Source organism: Streptomyces sp. NPDC057445, assembly GCF_042802855.1.
GTDB lineage: Bacteria > Actinomycetota > Actinomycetes > Streptomycetales > Streptomycetaceae > Streptomyces.
Genome location: NZ_JBHVDH010000018.1, coordinates 120,658 through 143,626 on the forward strand (window position 1 = coordinate 120,658; position 22,969 = coordinate 143,626).

General features: G+C 71.3%; 20 protein-coding genes. 9 read left to right on the forward strand and 11 right to left on the reverse strand.

Translation table 11 applies throughout. From position 1 onward, the window contains the following. Positions 1-67: 67 nt before the first annotated feature. Positions 68-1,072, reverse strand: a complete 1,005-nt coding sequence (locus ACFU5O_RS28825) for a helix-turn-helix domain-containing protein (protein ID WP_384244957.1) — start codon at positions 1,070-1,072, stop codon at positions 68-70. A gap of 153 nt (positions 1,073-1,225) precedes the next feature. Between ACFU5O_RS28825 and ACFU5O_RS28830 the strand changes: the two genes are divergently transcribed. Next, on the forward strand, positions 1,226-4,078 hold the full coding sequence (locus ACFU5O_RS28830) for a M4 family metallopeptidase (protein WP_384244958.1): 2,853 nt from the start codon (positions 1,226-1,228) through the stop codon (positions 4,076-4,078). A gap of 100 nt (positions 4,079-4,178) precedes the next feature. Here the strand turns inward: ACFU5O_RS28830 and ACFU5O_RS28835 are convergent, their stop codons facing one another. After that, positions 4,179-5,000, reverse strand: a complete 822-nt coding sequence (locus ACFU5O_RS28835) for a lysozyme (RefSeq protein ID WP_384244959.1) — start codon at positions 4,998-5,000, stop codon at positions 4,179-4,181. Between the two features lie 231 nt (positions 5,001-5,231). Here ACFU5O_RS28835 and ACFU5O_RS28840 point away from each other — a divergent pair, with 231 nt between their 5' ends. Continuing rightward, positions 5,232-5,723 carry a MarR family winged helix-turn-helix transcriptional regulator gene (locus tag ACFU5O_RS28840; RefSeq protein ID WP_384244961.1) on the forward strand — a complete coding sequence of 164 codons (492 nt, stop codon included), beginning with the start codon at positions 5,232-5,234 and terminating at the stop codon, positions 5,721-5,723. Between the two features lie 80 nt (positions 5,724-5,803). On the opposite strand, the gene ACFU5O_RS28845 is transcribed toward ACFU5O_RS28840, so the two are convergent. Beyond that, positions 5,804-6,601, reverse strand: a complete 798-nt coding sequence (locus tag ACFU5O_RS28845) for a protein phosphatase 2C domain-containing protein (RefSeq protein ID WP_384244962.1) — start codon at positions 6,599-6,601, stop codon at positions 5,804-5,806. A gap of 376 nt (positions 6,602-6,977) precedes the next feature. Between ACFU5O_RS28845 and ACFU5O_RS28850 the strand changes: the two genes are divergently transcribed. From ACFU5O_RS28850 to ACFU5O_RS28870, 5 genes are read left to right on the forward strand one after another with little or no spacing between them, the layout of a single operon-like run. Then, positions 6,978-10,028 (forward strand): nitrate- and nitrite sensing domain-containing protein, encoded by a 3,051-nt coding sequence (locus tag ACFU5O_RS28850; protein ID WP_384244963.1) that lies wholly within the window; start codon positions 6,978-6,980, stop codon positions 10,026-10,028. Continuing rightward, positions 10,025-10,507, forward strand: a complete 483-nt coding sequence (locus tag ACFU5O_RS28855) for a roadblock/LC7 domain-containing protein (protein ID WP_384244965.1) — start codon at positions 10,025-10,027, stop codon at positions 10,505-10,507. The genes ACFU5O_RS28850 and ACFU5O_RS28855 overlap by 4 nt, the downstream gene beginning before the upstream one ends. Next, the gene (locus ACFU5O_RS28860) at positions 10,507-10,917 is read left to right on the forward strand and encodes a DUF742 domain-containing protein (RefSeq protein WP_384244966.1); all 411 of its coding nucleotides are present in this window, start codon (positions 10,507-10,509) and stop codon (positions 10,915-10,917) included. Before ACFU5O_RS28855 ends, ACFU5O_RS28860 begins: the two co-directional genes overlap by 1 nt. Continuing rightward, complete coding sequence (locus ACFU5O_RS28865; RefSeq protein ID WP_384244967.1) at positions 10,898-11,521, forward strand: ATP/GTP-binding protein; 624 nt, start codon at positions 10,898-10,900, stop codon at positions 11,519-11,521. Before ACFU5O_RS28860 ends, ACFU5O_RS28865 begins: the two co-directional genes overlap by 20 nt. Positions 11,522-11,572: 51 nt before the next feature. Beyond that, positions 11,573-12,808 (forward strand): styrene monooxygenase/indole monooxygenase family protein, encoded by a 1,236-nt coding sequence (locus tag ACFU5O_RS28870; RefSeq protein WP_384244969.1) that lies wholly within the window; start codon positions 11,573-11,575, stop codon positions 12,806-12,808. A 361-nt stretch (positions 12,809-13,169) separates the two neighbouring features. Here ACFU5O_RS28870 and ACFU5O_RS28875 read toward each other — a convergent pair whose 3' ends face one another. Continuing rightward, on the reverse strand, positions 13,170-13,454 hold the full coding sequence (locus ACFU5O_RS28875; protein ID WP_384244970.1) for a hypothetical protein: 285 nt from the start codon (positions 13,452-13,454) through the stop codon (positions 13,170-13,172). A 216-nt stretch (positions 13,455-13,670) separates the two neighbouring features. Here ACFU5O_RS28875 and ACFU5O_RS28880 point away from each other — a divergent pair, with 216 nt between their 5' ends. Then, positions 13,671-13,886 (forward strand): type II toxin-antitoxin system HicB family antitoxin, encoded by a 216-nt coding sequence (locus ACFU5O_RS28880; protein WP_384244971.1) that lies wholly within the window; start codon positions 13,671-13,673, stop codon positions 13,884-13,886. A gap of 103 nt (positions 13,887-13,989) precedes the next feature. On the opposite strand, the gene ACFU5O_RS28885 is transcribed toward ACFU5O_RS28880, so the two are convergent. The 3 genes from ACFU5O_RS28885 to ACFU5O_RS28895 form a co-directional block, all read right to left on the reverse strand. Continuing rightward, positions 13,990-14,319: a DUF6233 domain-containing protein gene (locus ACFU5O_RS28885; RefSeq protein ID WP_384244973.1), complete on the reverse strand. Its 330-nt coding sequence runs from the start codon at positions 14,317-14,319 to the stop codon at positions 13,990-13,992. A gap of 287 nt (positions 14,320-14,606) precedes the next feature. Beyond that, entirely contained in the window at positions 14,607-15,044 is a 438-nt protein-coding gene (locus ACFU5O_RS28890; RefSeq protein ID WP_384244974.1) for a DUF4186 domain-containing protein, read from the reverse strand. Between the two features lie 212 nt (positions 15,045-15,256). Further along, the gene (locus ACFU5O_RS28895) at positions 15,257-16,450 is read right to left on the reverse strand and encodes an NlpC/P60 family protein (RefSeq protein WP_384244975.1); all 1,194 of its coding nucleotides are present in this window, start codon (positions 16,448-16,450) and stop codon (positions 15,257-15,259) included. Between the two features lie 442 nt (positions 16,451-16,892). Between ACFU5O_RS28895 and ACFU5O_RS28900 the strand changes: the two genes are divergently transcribed. After that, positions 16,893-17,690, forward strand: coding sequence for a hypothetical protein (locus ACFU5O_RS28900; RefSeq protein ID WP_384244977.1), 798 nt, complete (start codon positions 16,893-16,895; stop codon positions 17,688-17,690). A 122-nt stretch (positions 17,691-17,812) separates the two neighbouring features. On the opposite strand, the gene ACFU5O_RS28905 is transcribed toward ACFU5O_RS28900, so the two are convergent. From ACFU5O_RS28905 to ACFU5O_RS28920, 4 genes are all read right to left on the reverse strand, one after another. Then, on the reverse strand, positions 17,813-20,473 hold the full coding sequence (locus ACFU5O_RS28905) for a PQQ-binding-like beta-propeller repeat protein (protein WP_384244978.1): 2,661 nt from the start codon (positions 20,471-20,473) through the stop codon (positions 17,813-17,815). 37 nt (positions 20,474-20,510) lie between these two features. Beyond that, positions 20,511-20,786 (reverse strand): hypothetical protein, encoded by a 276-nt coding sequence (locus ACFU5O_RS28910; protein WP_384244980.1) that lies wholly within the window; start codon positions 20,784-20,786, stop codon positions 20,511-20,513. Positions 20,787-20,796: 10 nt separating this feature from the next. After that, entirely contained in the window at positions 20,797-21,528 is a 732-nt protein-coding gene (locus tag ACFU5O_RS28915) for a TetR/AcrR family transcriptional regulator (protein ID WP_384244981.1), read from the reverse strand. A 435-nt stretch (positions 21,529-21,963) separates the two neighbouring features. Next, on the reverse strand, positions 21,964-22,899 hold the full coding sequence (locus tag ACFU5O_RS28920; RefSeq protein WP_384244982.1) for a diiron oxygenase: 936 nt from the start codon (positions 22,897-22,899) through the stop codon (positions 21,964-21,966). Between the last annotated feature and the right edge of the window lie 70 nt (positions 22,900-22,969).

Consider the following 22,969-nt stretch of genomic DNA (forward strand, 5'->3'; position numbering starts at 1 on the left):
GCCGGTAAGGGGATCGTCCGCGTGCGCGCGATGCGCGGGTCTTGCTCCTGCCGGCGCCCGCTCGCGCTCAGACGTCGAGCCAGCCCCGGAGCGTTGCCTGCGCCCCGGCCTGGAAGCGGGTCTCGGCGCCCAGGGACTCCAGCAGTCGGCTGATGCGCCGGCGGGCCGTGTGCACATGCACCCCGAGCCGGCGGGCGATCGCCTCGTCCTTGAGACCGGCTGCCAGCAGCGTCAGCAGTTCCTTCTGCGGCGCGGCGAGCGGCGCGCCGCAGCCGCTCAGCGGGGTGGCCCTGTCCCACACGGTCTCGAAGAGCGGCACCAGTGCGTTGCCGAGCAGGGCGTCACCGATCACCAGTGCCGACGCCGTCGGATCGGCCGCGTCGCTCGGCGGCAGGAGGGTGATCCGCCGGTCGACGGCGATCAGCTTGGTCGGTACGTCCGGGGCGACCCGGGCCCGCAGGCCCCTCTCCATCAGGGCCGTCACCATGTGCATCTCCTCAGGGGTCGCGAGCCCCTCGGGGTCGAACACGGTACGGACCTCGACCCCGCGTTTCAGCAGTCCCTCGATGTCCAGGCCGGGCGGCGGTGAAGTCCCGTCCCCCAGTTGCCCTCTGACATACGGCGGCCGGTCCAGGATGACGACCTCGCGTTCCGCCGACGCGAGCAGGAGATCGGCCCGCTCGCCGATCTCCCGCCGCCCCGTGACCACCTCGATACCGCTCTCGGGAACCGTCGTGGAGCCCGACATCAGTCGGCCGGCAAGCTGATCGGCGGACATACGTAATCGCTCGAGTTCGGCTGATTTCATATGCAGTTCGGCCTGGCGGCGGTGAATGAGCGTACGGATCGCGGCGGCCGGCGCGGCAGGCCGGGGAAGCGCCCCGCAGTCGCGGGACGGCAGTGCGAGACCCTGCTCGACCAGCCGGTCGAGAGCCGCCTCCAACTGGTCCCGTGGCAGCTCCAGCAGGCGCGCCAACTCCTCGGCGCCCGCCGCGCGTTCCTTGAGCAGGGCCTCGTACGCCAACTCCTCGGCCGCCCCAAGGCCAAGGGTGTGCAGCTCCCCCTCGATCATGTTGCGGATTCTCACTCCGTCTTCACAGGACACACAAGTGTGCATGTCCACTTGTGAACGCACTTGGCTCATTGCTGCGTTGGCGGCCCACATGTTGCATGGCCATGACCACCTGAACCGGCTCTGACCAAGCACGCGGGAGGGGTACGTACTGTGCGCAAGCCCAGCAACAGCCATGGAAGACCAGGATCGGGCGCATCCAGGGGAGCGGGAATCGCCGCACTCCTGGCAGCTGCCGGACTTCTGATCACCGCGGTCCCGGCCCAGGCGGCGACGCCGCCCCCGGCACCGCCCGTCGACGTCATTCCGGGTGACGACACCGCGACACCCGCCCTCGTCGACGGTCTGCGTGAGGCCGTGGACGCGAAGGCCGCCCCCGCGGACGCCGCCCTCGGGCACCTGGCCGCCAAGGAGAGCCGCTACCGCATCGCCGAGCCGGAGCGCGACCTGGCGCCCTTGCAGACGCTGAAGCACGGCGCCGACGAGACCGTACGGCTCCAGCAGAAGCACCACGGGGTCCCGGTCCTCGGCGGCCAGTACGTCGTACGGATGGAGAGCAAGGGCGGCAAGCGCGTCGTCACGGGCACCTCCGGCCAGTACTTCACGGGCCTCAGCACCGCCACGGAGCCGTCCGTCGACAAGGACGTGGCTGTACGCCGTGCGGTCTCCGCCACCGCCGAGCGGATCGGCGGGGGACAGCTCACCAAGGCAGACGCGGTGCGCAAGGAGGGGGAGAAGTCCGCGAAGGCGGCGGCGCTCGCCGGCACCGCGGGCGGTCTCGTCGTCATCCCGCGCGGCGACGGCGTACTCGCGTACCACGTGACCGTGCGCGGCACGAACGCCGCGACCGGTGAGCCGGTACTGCAGCACGTCTACGTCGACGCGGCTTCCGGCTATCCGGTGCTGCAGTACAGCGGCATCAGGACGCTGACGGCCCCGAAGGCGGCGACCGACGGTCCCGGCACCGCGGCAGCCCCCGCCGCCAAGGGCAGGGCAGCGGCGGAGGACCCCGCGGCCCACCCCGGCACCCAGGGCAGCGGTCTGCGCCTCAACGGCGCCAAGGTGAACCTCGAGCTGTTCCGTGACACCGCCCGCGGCGAGTACGTCATGACCGACTACGCGCGGATGGCCGACAGCAGCAAGAACACGCTCAGCACCTACGACGCCTCCGGCCGCGACGTGAACGACGTCGCGGGCCAGTGGCCGAGCGGCATCAAGGTGTTCGGCTCCGCCGCCGCGGAGTTCGGGAAGAACGCCACCGACGTCGGCGCGGTCGACGCGCACTGGGCGGCCGGCCAGGTCTACGACTACTACAAGAAGCAGCACGGCCGGAACGGGCTCGACGGCCGAGGCACCACCGTCAACTCACTGGTCGGCGTGACCGAGTTCGGCGGGTCGTACGTCAACGCCTTCTGGGACGGCCAGAAGATGGTGTACGGCTCGGGCGACGAGGAGTTCAAGCCGCTCTCCGCCGACCTCGACGTCGTCGGCCACGAGATGACCCACGGGGTCGTCGAGAACACCGCGAACCTCGTCTACGCCGGCCAGTCCGGCGCACTGAACGAGGCGCTCGCCGACTACTTCGGCAACGCGATCGACGTCAACACCTCCGGGCAGTCCATGGACGACCCCGACGCGGGCCTGATCGGCGAGGACCTGTGCCGTACGAAGGCGGCGGGCGACTGTGCCTTCCGCAACCTCGACGACGGTGCCTCCACCTCGAAGAACTTCCTGGGCGTGACGTTCGGCACCGACAACGGCGGGGTCCACCTCAACTCCACGATCTTCTCCGGCGCTCTGTGGGACATGCGCCAGGACCTGGGCGGTGAGCTCGCCGACCGGATCGTGTACAAGGCGCTGTCCGAGTACATGACCCCGCTCGACGGCTTCACCGAGGGCCGCAACGCGGTGCTCGCGGCGGCCAAGGACCTGGGTGCGGAGTCCGGGCAGCTGAACGTCGTGAAGCGGTCGTTCAGTGCCCACGGCGTCGTGCCCGGCTGGGAGGACGCCCTGGGCGTCGACACCGACCAGCTGTTCGGCAAGCTCAACATCGCCGGCACCGGCGTCCAGGCGGGCGGCGGCTGGTGGACCGTCTCCAAGTCGAACGACGACGGTTCCGAGCCCTACTCGGTCTACGCCGGCCGTGCGGACGGCAAGGGCGCGCCCAAGCTGATCAGCCCGAACGACGGGCGCTACCACGTCTACCCGGCGACGGACGGAAAGACCGTCGTATGGGCGGCGTACGGCACCACCAGCCTGGACATCCTGTCGCGTCCGCTCGCCGGCGGCCCCATCAAGAAGCTGTACACGTCGTACAACGACATCTCCGGGCTGCGGGTCGAGAACGGTGTGGCCGTCTTCGAGACGTACGGCATCTTCGGTGACCGTCATGTCGGCTATCTGCGCGCCGGCGACGCCAAGCCCACCCTCGTGGACGGCGGCAGCTTCTTCCTCGGCAGCGCCCTGCCGTCGATCGCGCACGGCAAGCTCGCGTACGCCAAGCTGTACCCGACCGAGACCGAGTACAAGCTCGGCGTCGAGATCCTGGATCTGAAGACCGGAACCAAGACCCTGACCGAGCAGCTCGGCGACCCGCAGGGCCTCGGCCAGACCGGCATCAACGGCAGCCACGTCTTCTGGCTGACGGACGAGATCCTGGACGACGCGGGCCAGATGGGTGTGCGTCGCGCGGCGCTCGACGGCACCAACGCCTACGACATCAACCCGGAGGCCAAGCCGCACGCGCTCATCGCCTTCGATCTGACCGTCTCCGAGGACGCCGTCACGGTCAACAGCCAGCTGCCCGACACCCGGTTCCGCAACGAGACCCTCGCCAAGGTCTGGCAGATGGGCACGGACGGCTCCCGCCTGGGGCGCGTCTCCTGCAACCGGGGCGAACAGCTCTCCCCGGCCGCGGTCTCCGGCAAGCAGGTCGTCTGGCTCGACGGCACCACCGGCTGGACCGATCTGGTCACCCGCAGCCGCCCGGCGGGCCTCTGCGGCTGATCGCCTCGGGTCTCCGAACGAGAGGCCCCAGCCCTGCCCCCGACCGGAGCCCCCGGCGCGGCCCTGCCGCGCCGGGGGCTCCGGTGCCGGGGGGCGGGAGTCAGCCGTACGCCAGGGCCTGGACGCGGTCGAGTCCGCCGTTGAACTTGTTGTGGTCACCCACGGTCGGGCCGGACGACGTGTACTGCCACATCGTGTGGTAAGCCCAGCCTGCCGGGAGGGTGCCCGGGGTGGTGTTGTAGCGGGCGATCCAGAGGGGGTTGACGGCTCCGAAGCCGCCGTGGTTGCCGGTGCACAGGGTCCACCAGCTGGTGGCCGTGTAGATCACGGCGTCGCGTCCGGTACGGGCCTTGTAGCGGTTCAGGAAGTCCCGGATCCAGCCGACCATCGCGGACCGGGTCCTGCCGTAGCAGCTCGCGCCGTACGGGTTCCACTCGATGTCCAGCGCGCCGGGCAGGGTCCTGCCGTCACGGGTCCAGCCGCCGCCGTTGTCGACGAAGAAGTCCGCCTGGGCGGCGCCGCTCGTGGTGTCGGGGGTGGCGAAGTGGTACGCGCCGCGGATCATCCCGATGTCGTAGGAGCCGTTGTACTGCTGCCCGAAGTAAGGGTTGCGGTAGTAGGTGCCCTCGGTGGCCTTGACGTAGGCCCACCTCACGCCGCTGCCCCGGAGCGCGGACCAGTCGACGTCGCCCTGGTGGCTGGAGACGTCGACGCCTTCGGTCTGGACGGCGCGGCCGTCGCGCGGGAGACCGCCCCGGCCGTCATGGGCGGCCACACCCATGCCCATATGGGCCGAGCCGCGGTCGGAAGTGTCCCCCGAGGCGGCCGAAGCCGTGGCGGGGAGGGCGAGGAGGAGGGCCAGGACCGTGAGGAAGCCGCGGGCCATGGCTCTTCGGGTCGTTCCGCATCTGTGCACGGGCATGACGTGCCTCCGAGAGGCCTCGGTGGGGGGATGCAACGTTCTGTCGACATGTCGATCGCCAGGGGAGTGGTGTGGACATGTCATTCAGGAAGCTAGGTGCGGAGAACCGGCAGGGGAAGGGGAGCCGGTTCCTGCCGTTGGTCTACGCCTGCGAAATACTGACCGAGCTGCGGCAACGGCCGCCGCCGGAAGAAACTTTCATTGTCGGGAAAGCGTGCGAGGGGTGCTGACGTGCACGAAAGCGGTACGGGGAGTGAAGGGGAGCCCACCGGAGGAAGTGGCGTGAACCACGGATTCCAGGAATTCCTCGCCCTGGAACGCGAGTTGGCCGTCTTTCTGCGCCGCGCCCGCGCGAACTCCGGGGAGATGGCCCGCGAGGTCCACCCCGAGCTGGAGCCGGCGGCCTATGGTCTGCTCGTACGTCTGGAGGAGTGCGGCAGCCGGCGCGCCACCGACCTCGCGGTGTTCTTCGGTGTCGGCAAGGCGACCATGAGCCGCCAGCTCCACGCGCTGGAGCAGCTCGGCCTCGTCGCCCGGGAACCCGACCCGGCCGACGGGCGTGCCTCGCTCGTCCGTCTCACCGACGAGGGACTCGCCCGTTTCCGCAGTGTGCGCAACGCCCGGCGCGAACGGTACATGCGCAAGCTCGCCGACTGGGACCGGGGCGAGGTCGCGGAGCTGGCCCGTCTGCTGCACCAGCTCAACACCCGCGCCGAGGGGTGACCGCCCGGGGTTTCGCGCCCGTCGGTGGGAGGCGTGACGGCCGGAGTGCCGTCCGGCCGGCCTGACCGTGGGGCGCACCCCTACAGCTCCGCGTACACCGCCGTCGCGTCGTCGTGTGTCTTCCAGCGCGGGGCGCCGCCGCCCCGCGCTCCCTCGCGCGTCGCGTCCGCGTGCTCCAGCGCCCGCACCCGCTCGATCAGTCCGTGTGGCCCCTGCTTGTGCAGCAGCTCCATGAGGTCCGCCCAGTCGCCCTCCTCGAACAGGTCGGTCCATCGGGACGCCCCGTCGGTGAGTGCCGCCACGGCCCGTACCTCCGCACGCGGCGTACGGCCGGTCACCGCGCGGCCCGACACCTCCGGGTCCGCGGCCGCAGTGAAGAAGCCGCCGTCCTGGTTGCGCAGGGCGTCGGTCGCGCTCACCGAGCGCAGGACCTCCCGCGGAATCCGGTCGAGCCGGTCGTCGAGCACGGCCCGCACCGCTCCGCCGGGTGAACCGAGCAGCAAGGTGGAGTCGGAGAGCACAAGGTGCTCGACCCACTCCTCGTCCCAGCGGACGAGGACGACGGTCGCCTGAGGAGTGCGCACGTGAGAAAGGTCACAGCTCTCGCGGTGGACGTCCGCGGTGCGCCGGATGGACAGCGAGAGAACCCCGGTCAGGGGCATATCCCGCCGCGAACCGGACAGTTCGGCCAGTGCTCCACCGAGTCGGGAGGTGAACCAGGGCACGCCGTGCACACAACCGTCTTCACCCTTCGGCGGGGTCACCCCGTCCAGGACGACGAGGGATCCTCCCTGGCCCGAGGCGGGGAGGGCGACGGAAGCCCAGTCCTCGTTGGTGCGTCCGGGGGTGCCGGGCGCGGAGACGAGTTCGAAGCGCATGATCCCCAGTCTGCCCGAGCCGCCACGACTCCTTCACGAAGCCCACAAGAACTCCTGGCCGGCCGTCGTCGACCGGGCGACCAGCGGCTTTTGGCCGGAATGATCAACTCGACAGGCTGCGGGCGCGCATCCTGCCAAAGCCCGCGCCGAAGGTCCACCCGGCGCTCCGCGCGCCGCCGGAACCCGTCCGCGGGGGAGTTGTTGAGCCACTCGGGAGTGATGTTCACTCGTTCGGGTGGCGGAGCGGCCGATGCGCGTCCCCCTCCCAAAAGCGCTGGAATGGTCGTAAGCCGTGCCAGGGGTGGGGGGCGTTCTCGTGTTGTGACCGGCCGTCACCTCTGCTTCATGGGCGGACGAGTCGAGATTGCGAGCACCGGTGCAGAAGAAGTGGCCTCGGGGCAAGGGCGGTACGCCCGGTACGGCGTCGTCGGGGCGCGAGCCGATGCCCTCCACGATCCCCGCAGAGAGCCCTCAGGCAGGAACGGCCTCCGGCGATCCGGACCTTCTCCCGGGCGGACGCCCCGCCCGGGTTCGCAGCAGGCTCGTCGCCGGAGTCGCGGCCGTGTCGCTCACCGTCGTCGCGGCGGGCGCCCCGGCCGTCCTCGCCACGTCCGACGAACTGACCGAGTCCCAGCGGCTCGTCACCCTCTCCGAGCTCAACCGGCAGGCCGTCACCCTCGCCCACTCCCTCGCCGACGAACGCGACGAGGTCACCGCCTACATCGCCGCGGGCCGCGAGGAGCAGAAGGGCGACAAGAAGGACCGCCGGGAGATCTCCGACAACCGCAGCGCCCGCGTCGACCGCCAGATCGACGAGATCCGCGTCAATGTCCCCGCCGACCACGCCGAACTGCGCCGCGACCTCGCCACCGTGCCGTCCGTCCGGCGCACCGCGCTCACCGGCAAGGGCACGGCGCTGGAGGCGTACAAGGCGTACACCGAAATCATCGCCGGGCTGCACGCGCTCGCCGACGAGCTCGCTGAGAAGACCCCGGCCCGTGCCGCCGATGCCACGCGCGGGCCCGCCGCCCTCGGTCTGGCCGTCGAACAGGCTTCGGCCACCCGGGGACTGCTGCTCGCCGCCCTGTCCGTGCCGGTCCCCGAGAGCGACGGCCCCTCCTTCGACCCCATCACCGGGCTGCCGGTGGAGGAGAAGAGCGACAAGGAGGCCGAAGCCGCCCGCAACACGCTGAGCGCCGCCGCCCAGCAGGCCCGCGTCCGCGAACTCGGCGCACTCGCCGACTTCGACCAGGCCGCGAGCGACGACGCACGCAGCCGGCTCTCGGCCACCGTCACCGGACCCGACATCAAGGCCGCCGAGGGGTACCTCACCCGCCTCACGGACCAGCCCGAGCTCTCGAAGAGCGACCTCAAGTCCAATCGCGAGAAGGTCGAGTCGTCCCTCTCCGCCCGTATCGAGCAGATGCGGGGCGTCGAGTCCGCGCTCGCCACGGCCCAGGTCGAGCGGATCGGGAAGCTGCGCGACGACGACGTCACCGCACTGGAGCTGCGCATCGCGCTGCTCGGCGGCTGCCTGATCGTGGCCGTCGGCATCTCCGCGGCCGTCGCCCGGACCCTGACCCGCCCGCTCGCGGTGCTGCGCATCGGCGCCGCACGGCTCGCCGGCGCGCCCGGAGCCGGGGAGCCCATCCGCTTCACCGGCCGCAACGACGAGTTCGCACAGGTCGTACGGTCGCTCAACACCCTGCACGGCAAGCTCGTCGACCTCTCGGCACGGGCCGAGCGGCTCGACACCTCGCACGGAGAGCTCGCGGCGGCACGCGAGGAACTGGCCGCCCAGCGCGCCGAACTCCAGTCGCGCACCGTGGAGGTGACCGAGCAGCTGGAGCTGCTGCGCCGCACCGTCAGCCACACCTTCGTCAACCTGTCGCTGCGCACCCTCGGCCTCGTCGAGCGTCAGCTCGCCGTCATCGAGAGGCTGGAGGAGCGCGAGCAGGACCCGGAGCGCCTCGCCACCCTCTTCAAGCTCGACCACATGGCGACCGTCATGCGCCGCCACAGCGAGAACCTGCTGGTGCTGGCGGGCACGGAGCACGGTCACGGCCACCCCGGCCCGGTGCCGCTGGTCGACGTCATGCGAGCGGCCGTCAGCGAGATCGAGCGGTACGAACGCATCACCATCCAGTCGCTGCCGCCGCACGCCCAGGTCGCGGGATTCGCCGCCGACGACCTCAGCCACCTGGTGGCCGAGCTGCTGGAGAACGCCACGTCCTTCTCGCCACCGGACGCGCAGGTGCAGCTCTCCGGCTGGTTGCTGGAGAGCGGTGAGGTGATGCTCTCCGTCCAGGACGAGGGCATCGGCATGACTCCGGGACGGCTGGAGGAGCTCAACGCGAAGCTCGCCGACCCGGACCCCGCGGCCGACAGCGACGGCGAAGGGGAGGGCCTCGGGCTCCGGGTGGCCGCGCTGCTCGCCCGCCGCCATGGCGTGCGCGTACAACTGCGCGAACAGAAGCAGGGCGGGATCACGGCAGTCGTCGTCCTGCCCCAGTCGCTGCTGCCGACGGTTCCGCCCACGGCGGCCCCGCGGACGGCGCCCGTTCCGGGAGCCGCGCCCACGCTGAATCTGCCGGGCTCGGTCGCCGAGGCCAACTCCAACACCCTGCCGGGCCGCTCGGCGGCGCGCGACCCGCTGGTCGCCGCGGCGGAGCAGTCGATCCGCGAGGCCGGCCTGGAGGCGGGGGCCGAGGCGCAGGCGGAGGCTTCCCCCGAGGAAGCGGGCGGCCCGCGCAGCATGCCGTACGCCGAACCCGTGCCAGGACCGGACACCCAGGAGCGGGCCGTGCCGGCCGGCGAGCCGACGCTCGAACCGCATCCTGAGCCGACGCTCGAACCGCGCCCTGAGTCGGCGTTCGAGCCGCATGCCGAGTCGGCCTTCGAACCGCGGCCCCAGCCCGAGCGGGGCCCCGGGCCTCTGCCGGCCGCAGTGCCCGAGGCGGGCCTCGCGTCCGTGGGCGGCACCGAGCCCGAGCCCGAGCCCGAGGCGCACCAGGACCCCGCCCCGGAGTCGGTCCCGGACTCCGCCCCGGAGCCTTCGGCTCATGAGACCACCCTCCAGGTGCGCCTGCCGCACCCCCCGTCGGAGCCCGACGCACACGAGCGGGTCGCCGACGGCGCCGACGCCACCGAGGGCGTCGACGACGCCGGGGTGGACGGTCCGGTCACCGACAAGGGCCTCCCCAAGCGCACACCCAAGATCGTCGCCCCTGCCGCCGCGCCCAAGGAGCGCGCCAGGTCCGTCGACGCGGAGGCACTGCGCCGCCGCCTCGGCGGCTTCCACCGGGGCGCCGAGGACGGCCGTCGCGACGTCGCGACGGAGCTCGCGGAGAACACCGGGAACAGCACGCGCAAGGACCAGGAACACAGCGAGGAATCGGGGGATACCGTCGAGGAGGCACGAAGTTGACTGCGACCGGAACATTCGGGCTGAGCAGTGAAGCCCGCAACCTTCACTGGCTGTTGGGCAACCTCGTCGAGGAGGTTCCAGGAGTTCGCTCCGTCGCCGTCGTCTCGTCCGACGGACTCCTCCTGCTGTCGTCCGACCCGGCGCACAACTCCGCTTCCGTCGCCGTGCCACGTCGGGACGGCCCGCGCGGCTCCAGCGCGGACCTCGCCACCATCGTTTCCGGCATCGGCAGCCTCACCATCGGCGCTGCCAGGCTGATGGACGGCGGCGGCGTCAAACAGACCATGGTCGCGATGGAGGAAGGCAGCGTCTTCGTGATGTCCATCAGCGACGGTTCGCTGCTCGGCGTGCACGCGACCCCCGACTGCGACATGAGCGTCGTCGCGTACCACATGGCGCTCTTCGTCGGGCGCGCCGGACATGTCCTCACCCCCGAAGTCCGCAGTGAGCTGCGCAAATCGATGGAGAGCGCCAAGTGATGTCCGCCGCAGAACCCGCCCCCAGGCTTCCGATGCGTGGTGACGGCAAGCGCCCCGCCCGGGTCCGCCCGTACTCGCTCACCGGCGGCCGCACACGCTTCGGACACGTCCTGCTCGTCGAGACCTTCGTCGCCGCGCTCGAAGCGGCGGAGGAGCGCAAGGAACTGACGAACGGAAACCTCGTCTCGCGCGTCATGCCCGAGATGCGGGCCATCGTCGAGCTCTGCCGCCGCATGCGTACGGTCGCAGAGATCTCGGCGCTGCTGAAGATGCCGCTCGGTGTCGTCCGGGTGCTGCTCAGCGACCTGGCCGACCAAGGAAAGATACGGGTTTACGGGACCGGTCACGGCACCGGCCAGCCCGACCGCGCACTGCTCGAAAGGGTGCTGAGTGGACTCCGTCGTCTCTGACCTCCCCGCCGTCGCGGAGGACGAGAACGTACAGCCCTGGCAGAACGACCGTACCCGCGCCCCGATCGCCACCAAGATCGTGGTCGCGGGCGGCTTCGGTGTCGGCAAGACGACCTTTGTCGGGTCGGTCTCCGAGATCACGCCGCTGCAGACCGAGGCTCTGATGACGCAGGCGAGCGAGGAGACCGACGATCTCTCCTCGACGCCCGACAAGCTGACCACGACCGTGGCGATGGACTTCGGCCGGATCACGCTGGACGACGATCTTGTGCTGTACGTCTTCGGCACACCGGGCCAGCAGCGCTTCTGGTTCATGTGGGACGACCTGGTGCGCGGTGCGATCGGCGCCGTCGTGATGGCCGACACGCGCCGGTTGTCCGACTCCTTCCCGGTCCTCGACTACTTCGAGAGCTGCGGACTGCCGTACATCGTCGCGGTCAACCACTTCGAGGGGACGCCCGCCTACGAGGCCGAGGACGTACGCGAGGCCCTGACCGTACCCCCGCACGTCCCGGTACTGATCATGGATGCGCGCAAGAGGGTCACCGTGATCGAGTCGCTGCTCGCCCTGGTGGGCCATGCGCTCGACGTCACCCCCGAGTAATTCAGCTTCCTCAGCCTCCTCACCCCCGCCTGTCAACGAAAGAGACGCGCCATGCGGAAGATCCTCATAGTCGGCGCCGGTCAGTCCGGGCTCCAGCTCGCCCTCGGCCTGCAGTCGCAGGGGTACGAAGTCACCCTCATGTCCAACCGCACGGCGGACGAGATCCGTTCCGGCCGGGTCATGTCCACGCAGTGCATGTTCGACACGGCGCTCCAGCACGAGCGCGATCTCCAGATCAACTTCTGGGAGTCCCAGGCGCCGAAGATCCAAGGCCTCGGTGTCTCCGTGGCCGGACCGGCGTCCCAGAGGGTCATCGACTGGGTGGGCAAGCTCGACGGCTACGCCCAGTCCGTCGACCAGCGCGTGAAGATGGCCGGCTGGATGGAGACGTTCGCCCAGCGCGGCGGCCAGCTCGTCATCCACGGGGCCGCCGTCTCCGACCTGGACTACTTCTCCCGCACGTACGACCTCGTCCTGGTCTCCGCGGGCAAGGGCGAGCTCGTGTCTATGTTCGGCCGCGACGCCTCCCGCTCCCCGTACACCGAGCCCCAGCGCGCCCTCGCCGTCTCCTACGTCCACGGCCTCGGCCCGCGCCCGGAGCACCCCGACTACGACGCGGTCCGCTGCAACCTGGTCCCGGGCGTGGGTGAGCTCTTCGTCATGCCGACCGTCACGACGTCCGGCCGCGCCGACATCCTCTTCTGGGAAGGCATCCCGGGCGGCCCGCTCGATGTCTTCCAGGGCGTCAAGGACCCGTCCGAGCATCTGTCGCTCACGCTGGAGCTGATGGAGAAGTTCACGCCGTGGGAGTACGCCCGCGCCACCAAGGTGGAGCTGACGGACGCCAACGGCACGCTTGCCGGACGGTACGCCCCGACCGTGCGCAACCCCATCGGCCGGCTGCCGGGCGGCGGGCTGGTCCTCGGCGTCGCCGACGTCGTCGTCGCCAACGACCCGATCACCGGGCAGGGCTCCAACTCGGCCTCCAAGTGCGCGGCTTCCTACCTCTCCTCGATCACGGAGCACGGCGACAAGCCGTTCGACGAGGAGTGGATGCAGTCCACGTTCGACCGCTACTGGGACACCGCCCAGCACGTCACCAAGTGGACCAACGCGATGCTCGGCGTCCCGCCGGAGCACGTCCTCAACCTGATCGGTGCGGCGGGCGAACTCCAGCCGGTGGCCGACCGGTTCGCGAACGGGTTCAACGACCCGGCGGAATTCGAGAACTTCTTCTACGAGCCGGAGAAGACGGCGGCGTACCTGGGGTCGGTGGCGGGAGCCTGACGGGCTTTTGACCAGCGATCCGACGGTCGTCATCGGTCGTCGTTGGTCGTTGTCGGCCGCCCTCGGACGGCCCACAGACGGCCCGGCCCGCCGGGCTCTTCGGGGATCTGGGCAGGTGCAGGCCTGGCCTCCCAGGATGATCCATGGGGTCATGGCCGATACTCCCGGGATGCGCTTGTGCACTCGCAGTCGTCGACGTGTGGTCGGCGCGCGGCGGGGATGACGAGAACCTCGGCCTGGCCCACAGCCCGGTGGACGGCCCGCGGAGCCTTATGCGCTGGCCATGTGCAGGTGCTGCACACGCCCCTGACGTGCCGCGCCCGCCCCCGGATCCCTGACAGGGGCGGGCGCTTCTGGATGGCTACATGGCGTCCTGTTGCCTTTCTTGCTGCTTGCGGATGTCGCGGACACTGGCGGTGAGGGTGCCGTCCTGCTGCTCGTAGTGGGACAGTGCGATCCCCAGGCCGAAGAAGGTGGGCGCCCATTCGCCGACGAAGATGCCCCACCGGTCGGCACGGTCCAGGCCGACGCCGGGCTCGACTTTGAGGGACGCGGCCCAGGTGAAGAGGGACAGGCCGATGGACATGAAGGCTGCGGTGTAGGCGTGCTCGCTGCGTAGGCCTTTCTCATGCAACATCTGGATCATCGCGGGTTCTCCCTGGTGCGTAGGGTCAGGGACCTCCACCAGGGTCACCCGAGTGGCGGACGCTCGCATCCGGAGATCCGCTTGTAGATTCTGCGCACGACTTGACGCCCGGCCGCCATCAGTAGCCCGCGCTACCGTGGACAACAGGCCCATATCTGCCGCCTGCAGCGCAAGCGGACATCCGTCAACCCAGCCCGGACAGCAAGGACGGGAGGTATGACCATGGGGTACCAGCCATCTTCCGAGACCGACCTGACCTACCGAGTACGGATTCAAGACGAGGGCGAGGACGGCCTCTGGGCCGAGGTGCCAGAGCTACCGGGATGCCACGCCTGGGGCCAGGACATGGGCGAGCTCGAAGAGGCACTGCTCGAGGCCATCCCCCAGTACATCTCGACGCTTGCCGATGCCCTGCTCGACCACGGTGGATGAGACCCGAACAGCGGCGGGCCGGAGGCGCGCACGCCGACCGCTTGGCGGGAAGGCCCTCGGGCTCGCGAAGAACGCCCGCCCCTTCGGGGGCGGGCGTTCGTGCTTATCGCGTGCCGATCCCGAGTTGCTGCTGGGGTGCGCAGAATTCGCACCCTGCCATGCTGTCGGAGTCTTTCGTGAGTCCGAGGCGGGCGTCGGCTGCGCTGATGGGGAGGGTGTCCCGCTGCGGCATGGTGCAGTCGGCGAGGTGGATGAGCGCGGGCTCGGGATGTGTGGGGCTCCGCTGCGGCTCGATGACGTACCGGGCCGGCTGGGCGGAGGCCTGCAGCTTAAGGTCGCCGATCTTCCGCCGGGTGTCGCGTAGCTGCCAGTCGAGCCACGACTCGAGGATGCGGAGTTTCGCGAGGCGCTCGGCGGGCGTCATATCGGACATGCGTTCGAGTCTACGGGTGACAGGCAGGGTGTCATCCTGAGGGACATGTCCGAAGTTCACCGGTGGCGGGGGCCGCGCAGAGCTCCGACCAGTAATGCGGCCGTCGCCGTCCCGACGAACGGCTCCGGCCGGCCGGGGCGCCGACGAGAGCTGATCAGGTGGGCATGGCTGCGACCGCGTCATCCGGTAGAGGTCGGCGCCCCCGCACGTTGGGGGCGTCGACCTCTACCGGGCCGCCCACGGTCCGTCAACGAAATGCCCGGCCGGGCCGACCGGGAGCCCTCCGATCACGAGGCCGAGTCCGGGCCGGCCGGGCCCCGGTCGTCGGGTGAGCGGGTGTTCTCGGCTCCCGAGGAGCCCGCCACCTCGCGTTCGATCCAGCGGCAGATCACGTCGATCACATAGGCGCGCTCCTCGCGGGTCAGTTCCCGCCCTTTGGGGATCTGGTGCCAACGCTGGAGGCAGGTACGGCAGCAGGTCGCGGTCGCGTGCTGGGCGACGAAGACCGGGTGGCCGCGGTACGGGGTCTGTTTGCCGTCCTTGTACGGCTCGGCCGGGGCCAGCCGCTTGCCGATGAGGTCGTAGGCGTGCCATCGCATCGTGGACGGGCCACTCAGCTCTGCCTTGGCCCGCTCGCGGCCGCGCAGATGGAACTTCGCGCGGAACGGATGCCGCGCGATGGCGTCGAGTCGTCGGTCGAGCGATTGAGGCGTCTGATCAGGCATCGGACGTTCCAGAGGAAGACAGCGGTCCCTCCCGATCGTATGACTGCCTGCCGGTGGGTGCCGGTGGGTGCCGGAGGTGCGGGGCAGGCCGAGGCGCTGCGCAGTCGGCGCCCGAGACCCACGTCGTCCGGGGCAGCGCGTCGCGAGCAGGTCGCGGGCGCGTCGGGCCCGGGGAGGGTCACACCAAGCTCTCGGACCTGGTCCCGGCCGCATCACCGGCCCGGCGCCGCTGCGGTGCCGTACCCGGTGTCCGAACCGGCGCCCGCGCCTTCCGGCAGTTTCGGCGGGGTGTATGCCGCCAGCGGGGCGGCCGTCGGGTCCGGGCGGACGGCTCCGAGGAGCGGGTTCGAGGCGATCGGGGAGACCTTGACCCGGGTGCCGGGACGCGGGGCCTGGATCACCAGGCCGTTGCCCAGGTAGATCGCCACATGCGTGGCCTTGGGGAAGTAGATAACCAGGTCCCCCGGCCGCAGTGAGCGCAACGGGACCCTCGGGAGCCGCGCCCACTGCTCCTGGCTGGTGCGCGGGATGACGCGGCCCGCGTCGGCCCAGGCCCGGGATGTGAGGCCCGAGCAGTCGAAGGAGTCGGGCCCCTCGGCACCCCAGACATAGGGCTTGCCGATCTGTTCGACCGCGTACTCCAGCGCCGCACTGCCCGCCTTCGAGGGCAGACGTCCGCCGCCCAGCAGGCCCGACTCCAGAAGCTCGCGCTGCGCCCCCGCCGTATCGGCACGCTCGAGCGACGCGAGCTCGGTGAGCTCGTCCCCCGAGAGGGATGCCAGCAGGGTCTCCGTCTTCCTCAGCCGAGCCTGAACGGTGTCGCGCTGCTCGCGCTGCTTCTCGGTGAGCGCCTTCTGGAGGTCGAGGGCTCTGTGCGAGCGCGCGGCCAGCTTGTCGGCGCGGAGCTCGCTGCGCTCCAGGCGGGCGATCGTCGCGGCCTGGTCGTATGCCGCACGCTCCATCAGATGATCCTCGTCCAGCGCCTGCTGGGGGTTGCGGGCGAGCAGCAGACGGAGGTAGGCGGAGAGATCGGAACTGCCCTGGTACTGCCGGCGGGCCAGTCGGCCGGCATCGCCGCGGCTGCGCTCGAGGGCGTCGCGGGCGGCGGTGAGCTCGGTGGTGAGTCTTCTCGTCTCGGCGCGCTGGGTCGTGAGCCGCTGCTCGGTCGCGTTGTACGCCTCGGTCGCCTCCTCGGCCTGCCGGTACAGCTCCCTGAGCGTGGTGAGCAAGCGGGCCACGTTCTTCGGCTCCCGGCCGCCAAGGAGGACGGCACCCGGTTCGCCGGTCACCGCCCGGCCGGCGGCACCCGGGGCGTCCGGCTCTGCCGCCGCCGGTGTCGTCACCACGAGGGCCGTCGTCGCGGCCAGCGCGGCCGTGCAGATCGTACGCAGCAGTCTGCCTGACACGTCATCACCTCCGGTTGGTTACAGGAGCGATGATGCTGCGACGATCACGTGCTGGGCGCGATCGCGGCCGGTTCGGCGCAACGCCACCACCCGCGCGGGCCGATCCTCGGACGGTGCGGCGTGGCGACTGGCCCCGAGGGTCTCCACCGGTCCGGCCCCACCGGGGGACAGGACCCGGCCAGTGGCGCGTGTCGCGACCTTGGTGGGTGACGAGCTGTGTCAGGTGCCTTGCATCGCAAGGCGGCCGAACAGCCTCGCACCGGGCCGTACTCGGCTGTTCGGTCAACGAAGCGAGGTGCCGCGCCGGGCGTCGCGGGGATCGGAGGTCCTCGACCTGTGATCATGGAGTGTTCGTTGAAGGTGATCGACGAGGAGCTCCAGATAGCGGGGGCCGATGAGTCGCCGCCGTGTGACGCCCGTGGAACGTGCTGTAGGTGATGTGGTGAACTGGTTGACCTCGCTGCCGACGGTGGTACTGGTCGTGGGCTGGCTCTTCCTTGCCTTGCTGGTCGCGGCCGTGGCGCGGGTCGGCGTCCGGGCGCTCGTACCGGTCGGGGAACAGGACCGGGTGCCGCAGATCGCGACGCCCCTGATGCCTACACTCGGCGCTGCCTTCGCGATCTTTGCGGCACTCTCACTGGCCAGCGAGGCCGGCTACCTGCGCGCAGCAGAGGGGTTGGTGAGCGACGAGGCGGCCGCAGCCTCCCGCCTGGCGTGGGCGGCGACAAGTCCGCGAGTCCGGTCGGAGCCGATCCATGTGGCACTGCTGGACTATCTGCGGGCCACGCGGGTCGGGGAATGGGAGGGTGCGGCAGCGGCGTCCGGTGACGACCCGGCCACCGCTCGCGCGATCGCAGGTCTGGAGCGGAGCGTGCGCGCAGAGGCGGCCCGGCCCGAACTGGGAACCCCGGCGAGCACGGAGCTGCTGTCTTCCCTGGACAGCGTCACCAGCAGTCGTCGCGCCCGCGTCGCGGCCGCCTCGCGTAACCTTCCCGCGCTCTACGTCGTCACGCTGGTGGCCAGCGGACTGGCCTTGATCGTGAACGCCGGTGCACTGATCTTCCGCAGCAGTTTGCGCACGTCACTGCTCGTCGTGGGTGTTGCGAGTGTGGTCGGGCTGAGCCTGGCGTTGCTCTTCGCACTCAGCGGGCCCTGGAGCGGACCGTTCATCGTGAGTGGGCATCCACTCGACACCATCATCGGGGACCTGAAGTCCGGCTTCTTCGGCGGCGGGCCGTAGGCGGCGGGTGCGACCGGTACACCGACGGCGAAGCTCGTTCGCGGCCGGCCCGTGGCTTGTCGCGCAGCCCTGGCCGGGTGATCGGTCCAGGTGCGGACGGGTGAGTCGTCCCAGCCGCGCCGTCAGCGGCCGACGGGCAGTGCGTACAGGGTCTTGTCCCGCCAGACGACCGCGGTGCCTCCCGCGACGACGCCCCGGTGACCGCCGGGCTTCGCGGGCGTGCTGCCGCCCGCGTCCTGGAACTTCCACAGGCGGCTGCCGTCCGTCGTACGGAACGCCGTGACCTGTGTGGACTCCAGGGCAAGGGCCGTCCTGCCGCTCGGCGAGAGCAGTACGCGCGGTCGCCCGCCGCCGCCTGCCTCCGTCGACCGGGACCAGCGGGCCTTCCCCGTCGCCGTGTCCAGCGCGTACAGCTGGTGGTGCGCGGTCCCGAGGTAGAGGGTGCCGTCGTGGACGAGGCCCTCACCGAAGGCGTTGCGGCCGGTCGCGCCGGGAGCGGCGGTTGCGGCCGTCTGCCACACCCGCCTGCCGCCTCGCGTGTCGAAGGCGTGGAGGCCGTCGCCGACCGCCGCGTACAGCTTGCCCGCGGTGTCGCCGGACACGGTGGCGTCCTGGAGCACACCGCCGAAGTACTTGCCCCACAGACGCTTTCCGGTGGCCCGGTCGTACAACGTGAACAGTGCCAGGCCCTTGCCGGCCTTGCGCTGCTGCGGTGTCAGGGAGTCACCGTCCTGCCGTACGAGGATGCCGTCGGGGCGGACGGCGACGCCCTGGTACTCGGGGAGCACGTTGCGGGCGCGGCCGTTCGGGACCTGTGTGCGCCAGAGTTCCCTGCGGGCGACGGTGTCGTACGCGAAGAGATACGTGCCCGCGCCTGCCGTACCGCTGAACCAGACGACCGGCCCGTCGGCGGCGGTCAGGGCGGTGATGTGCGCGGGCGCGGCGACGCGGTGCCGGACCGTGCCGTCCTGGGGCGAGAGCCAGAGAAAGTTCGCCGCGCCGATGACGAACACGCTGTCGCCCGCGACGACGGGTCTGTGCGCGGCCCCTGCGCCCGGCTGCGTCCACAGCCGGCGGCCGGTGCGCAGATCGACGCCGGTGGTGCGCTGTGCGTCACCGAGAACGAGGACCCGGTCGCGCCAGACGGCGGGCTCGACGGGGCTGTCGCTCGTGTGCTCGTACGCCCACAGGGGAGTGGGCGGTATGCCCGGGACGGGCGTGGGCGCCTTCGCGGGGGCCTCGGTGACGGCTTCCTGCTCCGTGTCCCCTCCGGCGACGACTGCCCCGATGACCCCGCCCATGAGCAGACCGGCCGCTCCGGCGACGCCCCCGACGATCAGCGCCCGCCGCTCGGCCCCGGCCCTTGCGGCCAGTACCGATGCGGTGAGTTCGGACTTGGTGGCGGTGGCGGTGGCGGTGGCGGTGGTCGTCGGGGTCGCCCGGGTGTCCGGGCCGGTCGGTGTGTCGGCCATGGCGGCCTGTGGCCGGTCCGTGGGCCCGTCGGTCCGCACCCGCCGGATGCCGAGGGCGGCGGTGACCCTGTCGGCGGTGGTGCGCATGCCGGGGACACCGGGTGCGAGGGTCCTGCGGCCGGTGCCGGCCTCCGCGGGCGGCGTGGCGGGCCCGCCCGGCGCGCTCGGCACGAGCACGGCGGAACCTCTGTGGACGACGACCCCGGGCACGGCGCTTCCGGCCCCGGGCAGAGCACCGGCGGGGACCCCGGCCGGGGCAGACGGGACATGCGGGCCAGGCGGGCCAGGCGGGGCAGGCGGGGTGGCCGGGGCGGCTGAGGCATCCGGGGCGGCCGGGGTGGCGCCCGTGGCCGGCTCGTTGCCCGGGGGCGGCGCGTCCGACGTCCCGGAAGGCGTGACGCGCGCGTCGGCGCGGCGCACCGGTGCGCCGTTCCGCCGGGCCTCGGAGACCGCGGCGCCCTGCGCGGTCAGGGCCGCCAGCAGGGTCTCCGGCAGCCAGCCTTGCCTGGCCAGGGCGGAAGCACCCTCAAGGGCCAGGGTGGCCGCCGCGGTACCTGCTGTCGGGCGGTCGGCGGGGGAGGGGGCGAGGCACGCCGCCACCAGCTCGCGCAACTCCTCGGGAACACCGCGCAGTTCCGGGCCGTCGGCGGCGACCGGGGCGCTCTCTGCGAGGGCCGGAGTCGTGCCGGTCGCCGCGTAGACGAGGAGCAGGCCCAGGACGAAGATGTCGGACGGCGCCCCGGGCCGTTCGCCCGCGAGCTGTTCCGGGGTGAGGTACGCGAGGCGTACCGAAAGCCGGCCGCCCGCGCCCGCCTCGGCGTGGGCGGCGGCCCCGAGTGCGCCGAACGCCGTGAGCCGGGGCCCGTCGGCCGCCAGCAGCACGGTCTCCGGAGTGAGACCGTGCAGGACGGCGCCGGTGGCGTGGACCCGGGAGAGGGTCTCGGCAAGTCCCGCGCCCAGCGTCCGTACCGCGCGCTCCGGCAGCGGACCCGCGAGGGCGATGGCCTCGGCGAGGGTGAGGGCGGGCACGTACGCGCACGCGGTCCACAGCTCGGGCCCGAACGTGGCCGCGCCGGCCGGAGGCTGCACCCAGCCTCCGGCGAGCCGGTCCGCGGTACGGGCCTCCGCCTCGAAACGGCGCCGGAACGCCGGCAGCGACGCCAGTGCGGGTCGTGCCAGCGAGACCACGACGCAGGCGTCGTCCGGACCGCCGTGGGCGACGTACTGGACCGTGCTCGCGGTCTCGCGGAATCGCGACAGCGTCGTGTACGGGCCGATCCGGCGTGGGTCATCCTGCTGAAGCGGCTCCACCGGCGAGTTCCCCCCTGGTCGTACGGTCGCCGTGATCCTATTCGGCCCGCTTCGGCTTGGACCAGGGCCAGTTGAGGGTGCGGCGCTCGCGTCCGCCGGGCGCGTACTCGTACTTCCACCCGCGCGGCAGCCCGAGCCGCCTGGTGTGACCGGCCGGAACCCGGCGGTACGCGTACACGGTCGGCGGCCCGCCCGCGTCGTCCGGTACCGGAACCTCGTACCACTGCGGGGGGTTGCCGGTGGGCCCGACGAGGACGGGCAGGACCCGCCCGTCGAGGGGACCGCCGACGAAGGGGGTGTTCTCGCTCTTCACCCCACCAGTGTCACAGCAGGTGGCCCGCGTCGCCCAGCATGGGGAGCACCCGTCGGCCGAGCTCGGCCACCGGGCCCGACGGGGTCTCCAGGGCGAGCAGCCCCCTGACCACCTTCGCGGTCTCCTCGTCGGATGCCGCCGTCGCGGCCAGCAGGGCCAGAAGGTGGTCCACCAGCCAGTTCCTCAGCTCGTCGGCAGGCGGGCGCTTGTCCTCGTCCAGCCAGATGAGCGACGCGGCCTCGACCGCCGCGATCCAGGTGCGGACCATCATCCGTACCCGCCGGCCGGGATCGGGGACCCCGAGGTGGACGAGGATCTGCTCGGCCGCGGCCCGTCGCACCTCGTCGACGATCGCGCTGGCACGTGACGTCTCGGCGACGCTGCCGCCGCGCAGAAGCGCGCTGAATCCGGCGTCGTGCTTGTCGACGAAGTCGAGGTAACGGTCCAGGACGCGCCCGAGCCGCTCGGTGGGCGGACCGGTGGGCGGCTCGGCGAAGCACAGGACGAGCGCGTCGGCGGAGCTGCGCAGAGCAGCCTCGTACAACTGCTGCTTGCCGCCCGGGAAGTAGCGGTACACGAGCGGCCGGGACACCCCGGCGGCCTCTGCGACGTCGTCGAGCGACACGTCCTCGGGCGCTCGGTGCGCGAACAGCGTGAGAGCGGCGCGAAGCAGCTGACTGCGCCGCTCCTCCACACTGAGGCGCCGGTAGGCGCGATTCGTTGCGGGAGCAGTCGAGGTCATACGGGCAGCGTAACCGTCGTTCCCGGGCCGGTGGCCCCGGCCGTGCCGCCCGTGGCCCGTCGTGGCGGACAACGGGCCGCCCCGCCCGCATTCCTTCGGACGTGACCGGATCCGGCGCCGAGGCCCGGAGGTTGCCTGCTGGGAGCGGTGGCCCGGGGCACCGTTCGGCCTTTGCTCCGGCCGGTTCTTGCTCCGGCTGGTTCTTGCTCCGGCCGGTACTTGCTCCGCCCGGCCGTCGGTCGGCGTCCTGCCCGCCCGACGGCCCGCAGACGGCCCACGCACGACGCGCCGACGGCCCAAGGACGGCCCACGTACGACGCCCCCGACGTCCCGCAGAGGGGCGGCGCTCCGACGGCCGCCTTCGTGCCGCTCCCGGACGCACACGGCGATGGGTTCGGCCGGATCCGCCGCCCTCACCCCGGCCCGCGGCAGCGTTCAGGCAAGCAGTCCCGAGCTCTTCCACAGCCTGCGCCCCGGTCCGCGCAGGACGCCGATGTCGTCCAGGAAGTCCGTGAGGCGCTTCGCGCCCGTCTGCATCACCTCGCGGCGGTGGCCGCTCGCCTTCACCTGCGCCACGGCCTCCTTCCGGTCCAGGCCCACGTTCTCGTACACCTGGGGATTGACGAAGCAGACGGAGAAGACCCTGGCCGCCTGGCCGCAGCTGACGCGGGTGAATTCCTGCTCCCACCGGGGCGCGGTCACCATCTGGCGGCGCAGCTCCTCCCGTGCGTAGCGCACATGGCGGGCCTCCTCCACGACGTGGATGCGGGTCACGCCGCGTACCAGCGTCTGGACGCGCTCGTCCGGGAACGTCAGCCGCTGCATCCAGTCGAGGATCTCCTCACCGAGCAGCGTGGCCGCGAACGAACCCGGCGTGGTCGAGACGGTCTTCAGGACGCGAGCCAGGTTGTGGTAGACCCGCGGCACCGGGTACGCCGGGGCGCCGCCCTTCTGGATCATCCTCGCGAACATCATCGAGTGCCTGCACTCGTCCGCGATCTCCGTCAGCGCGTACCGCACATGATTGCTGGTCACGGACTTGTCGTAGATGTGCCGTACCAGCAGCTGCATCAGAATGATCTCGAACCAGATGCCGAGCGACGCGAGGGAGGCGGCCTCGTGCCGTGCCAGGTCCATCCGCTGTTCCTCGGACATCTTCTTCCACAGCGGGGTGTCGTACAGGGACACCAGCTCGGGCGGCCAGAACCACTTGCCCTCCTCGACCGGGGCCTCCCAGTCGAGTTCCTTGTCGGGGTCGAAGGAGTGCTTGGCCGAGGATTCGAGCAGGCGCGCGGCGACCTGTTCGCGGTCCCTGAGCGGGCCGAGGGCGTCGCGGAGGAGCGTGAGATCGCGTGGGGTCACAGTCGTCATGGCTTGTATGAGACTGCTTGTCAGCAAAGCAGTCAATCCCTTGCGTAGCACTTGTTGACCCGGCGTCTAC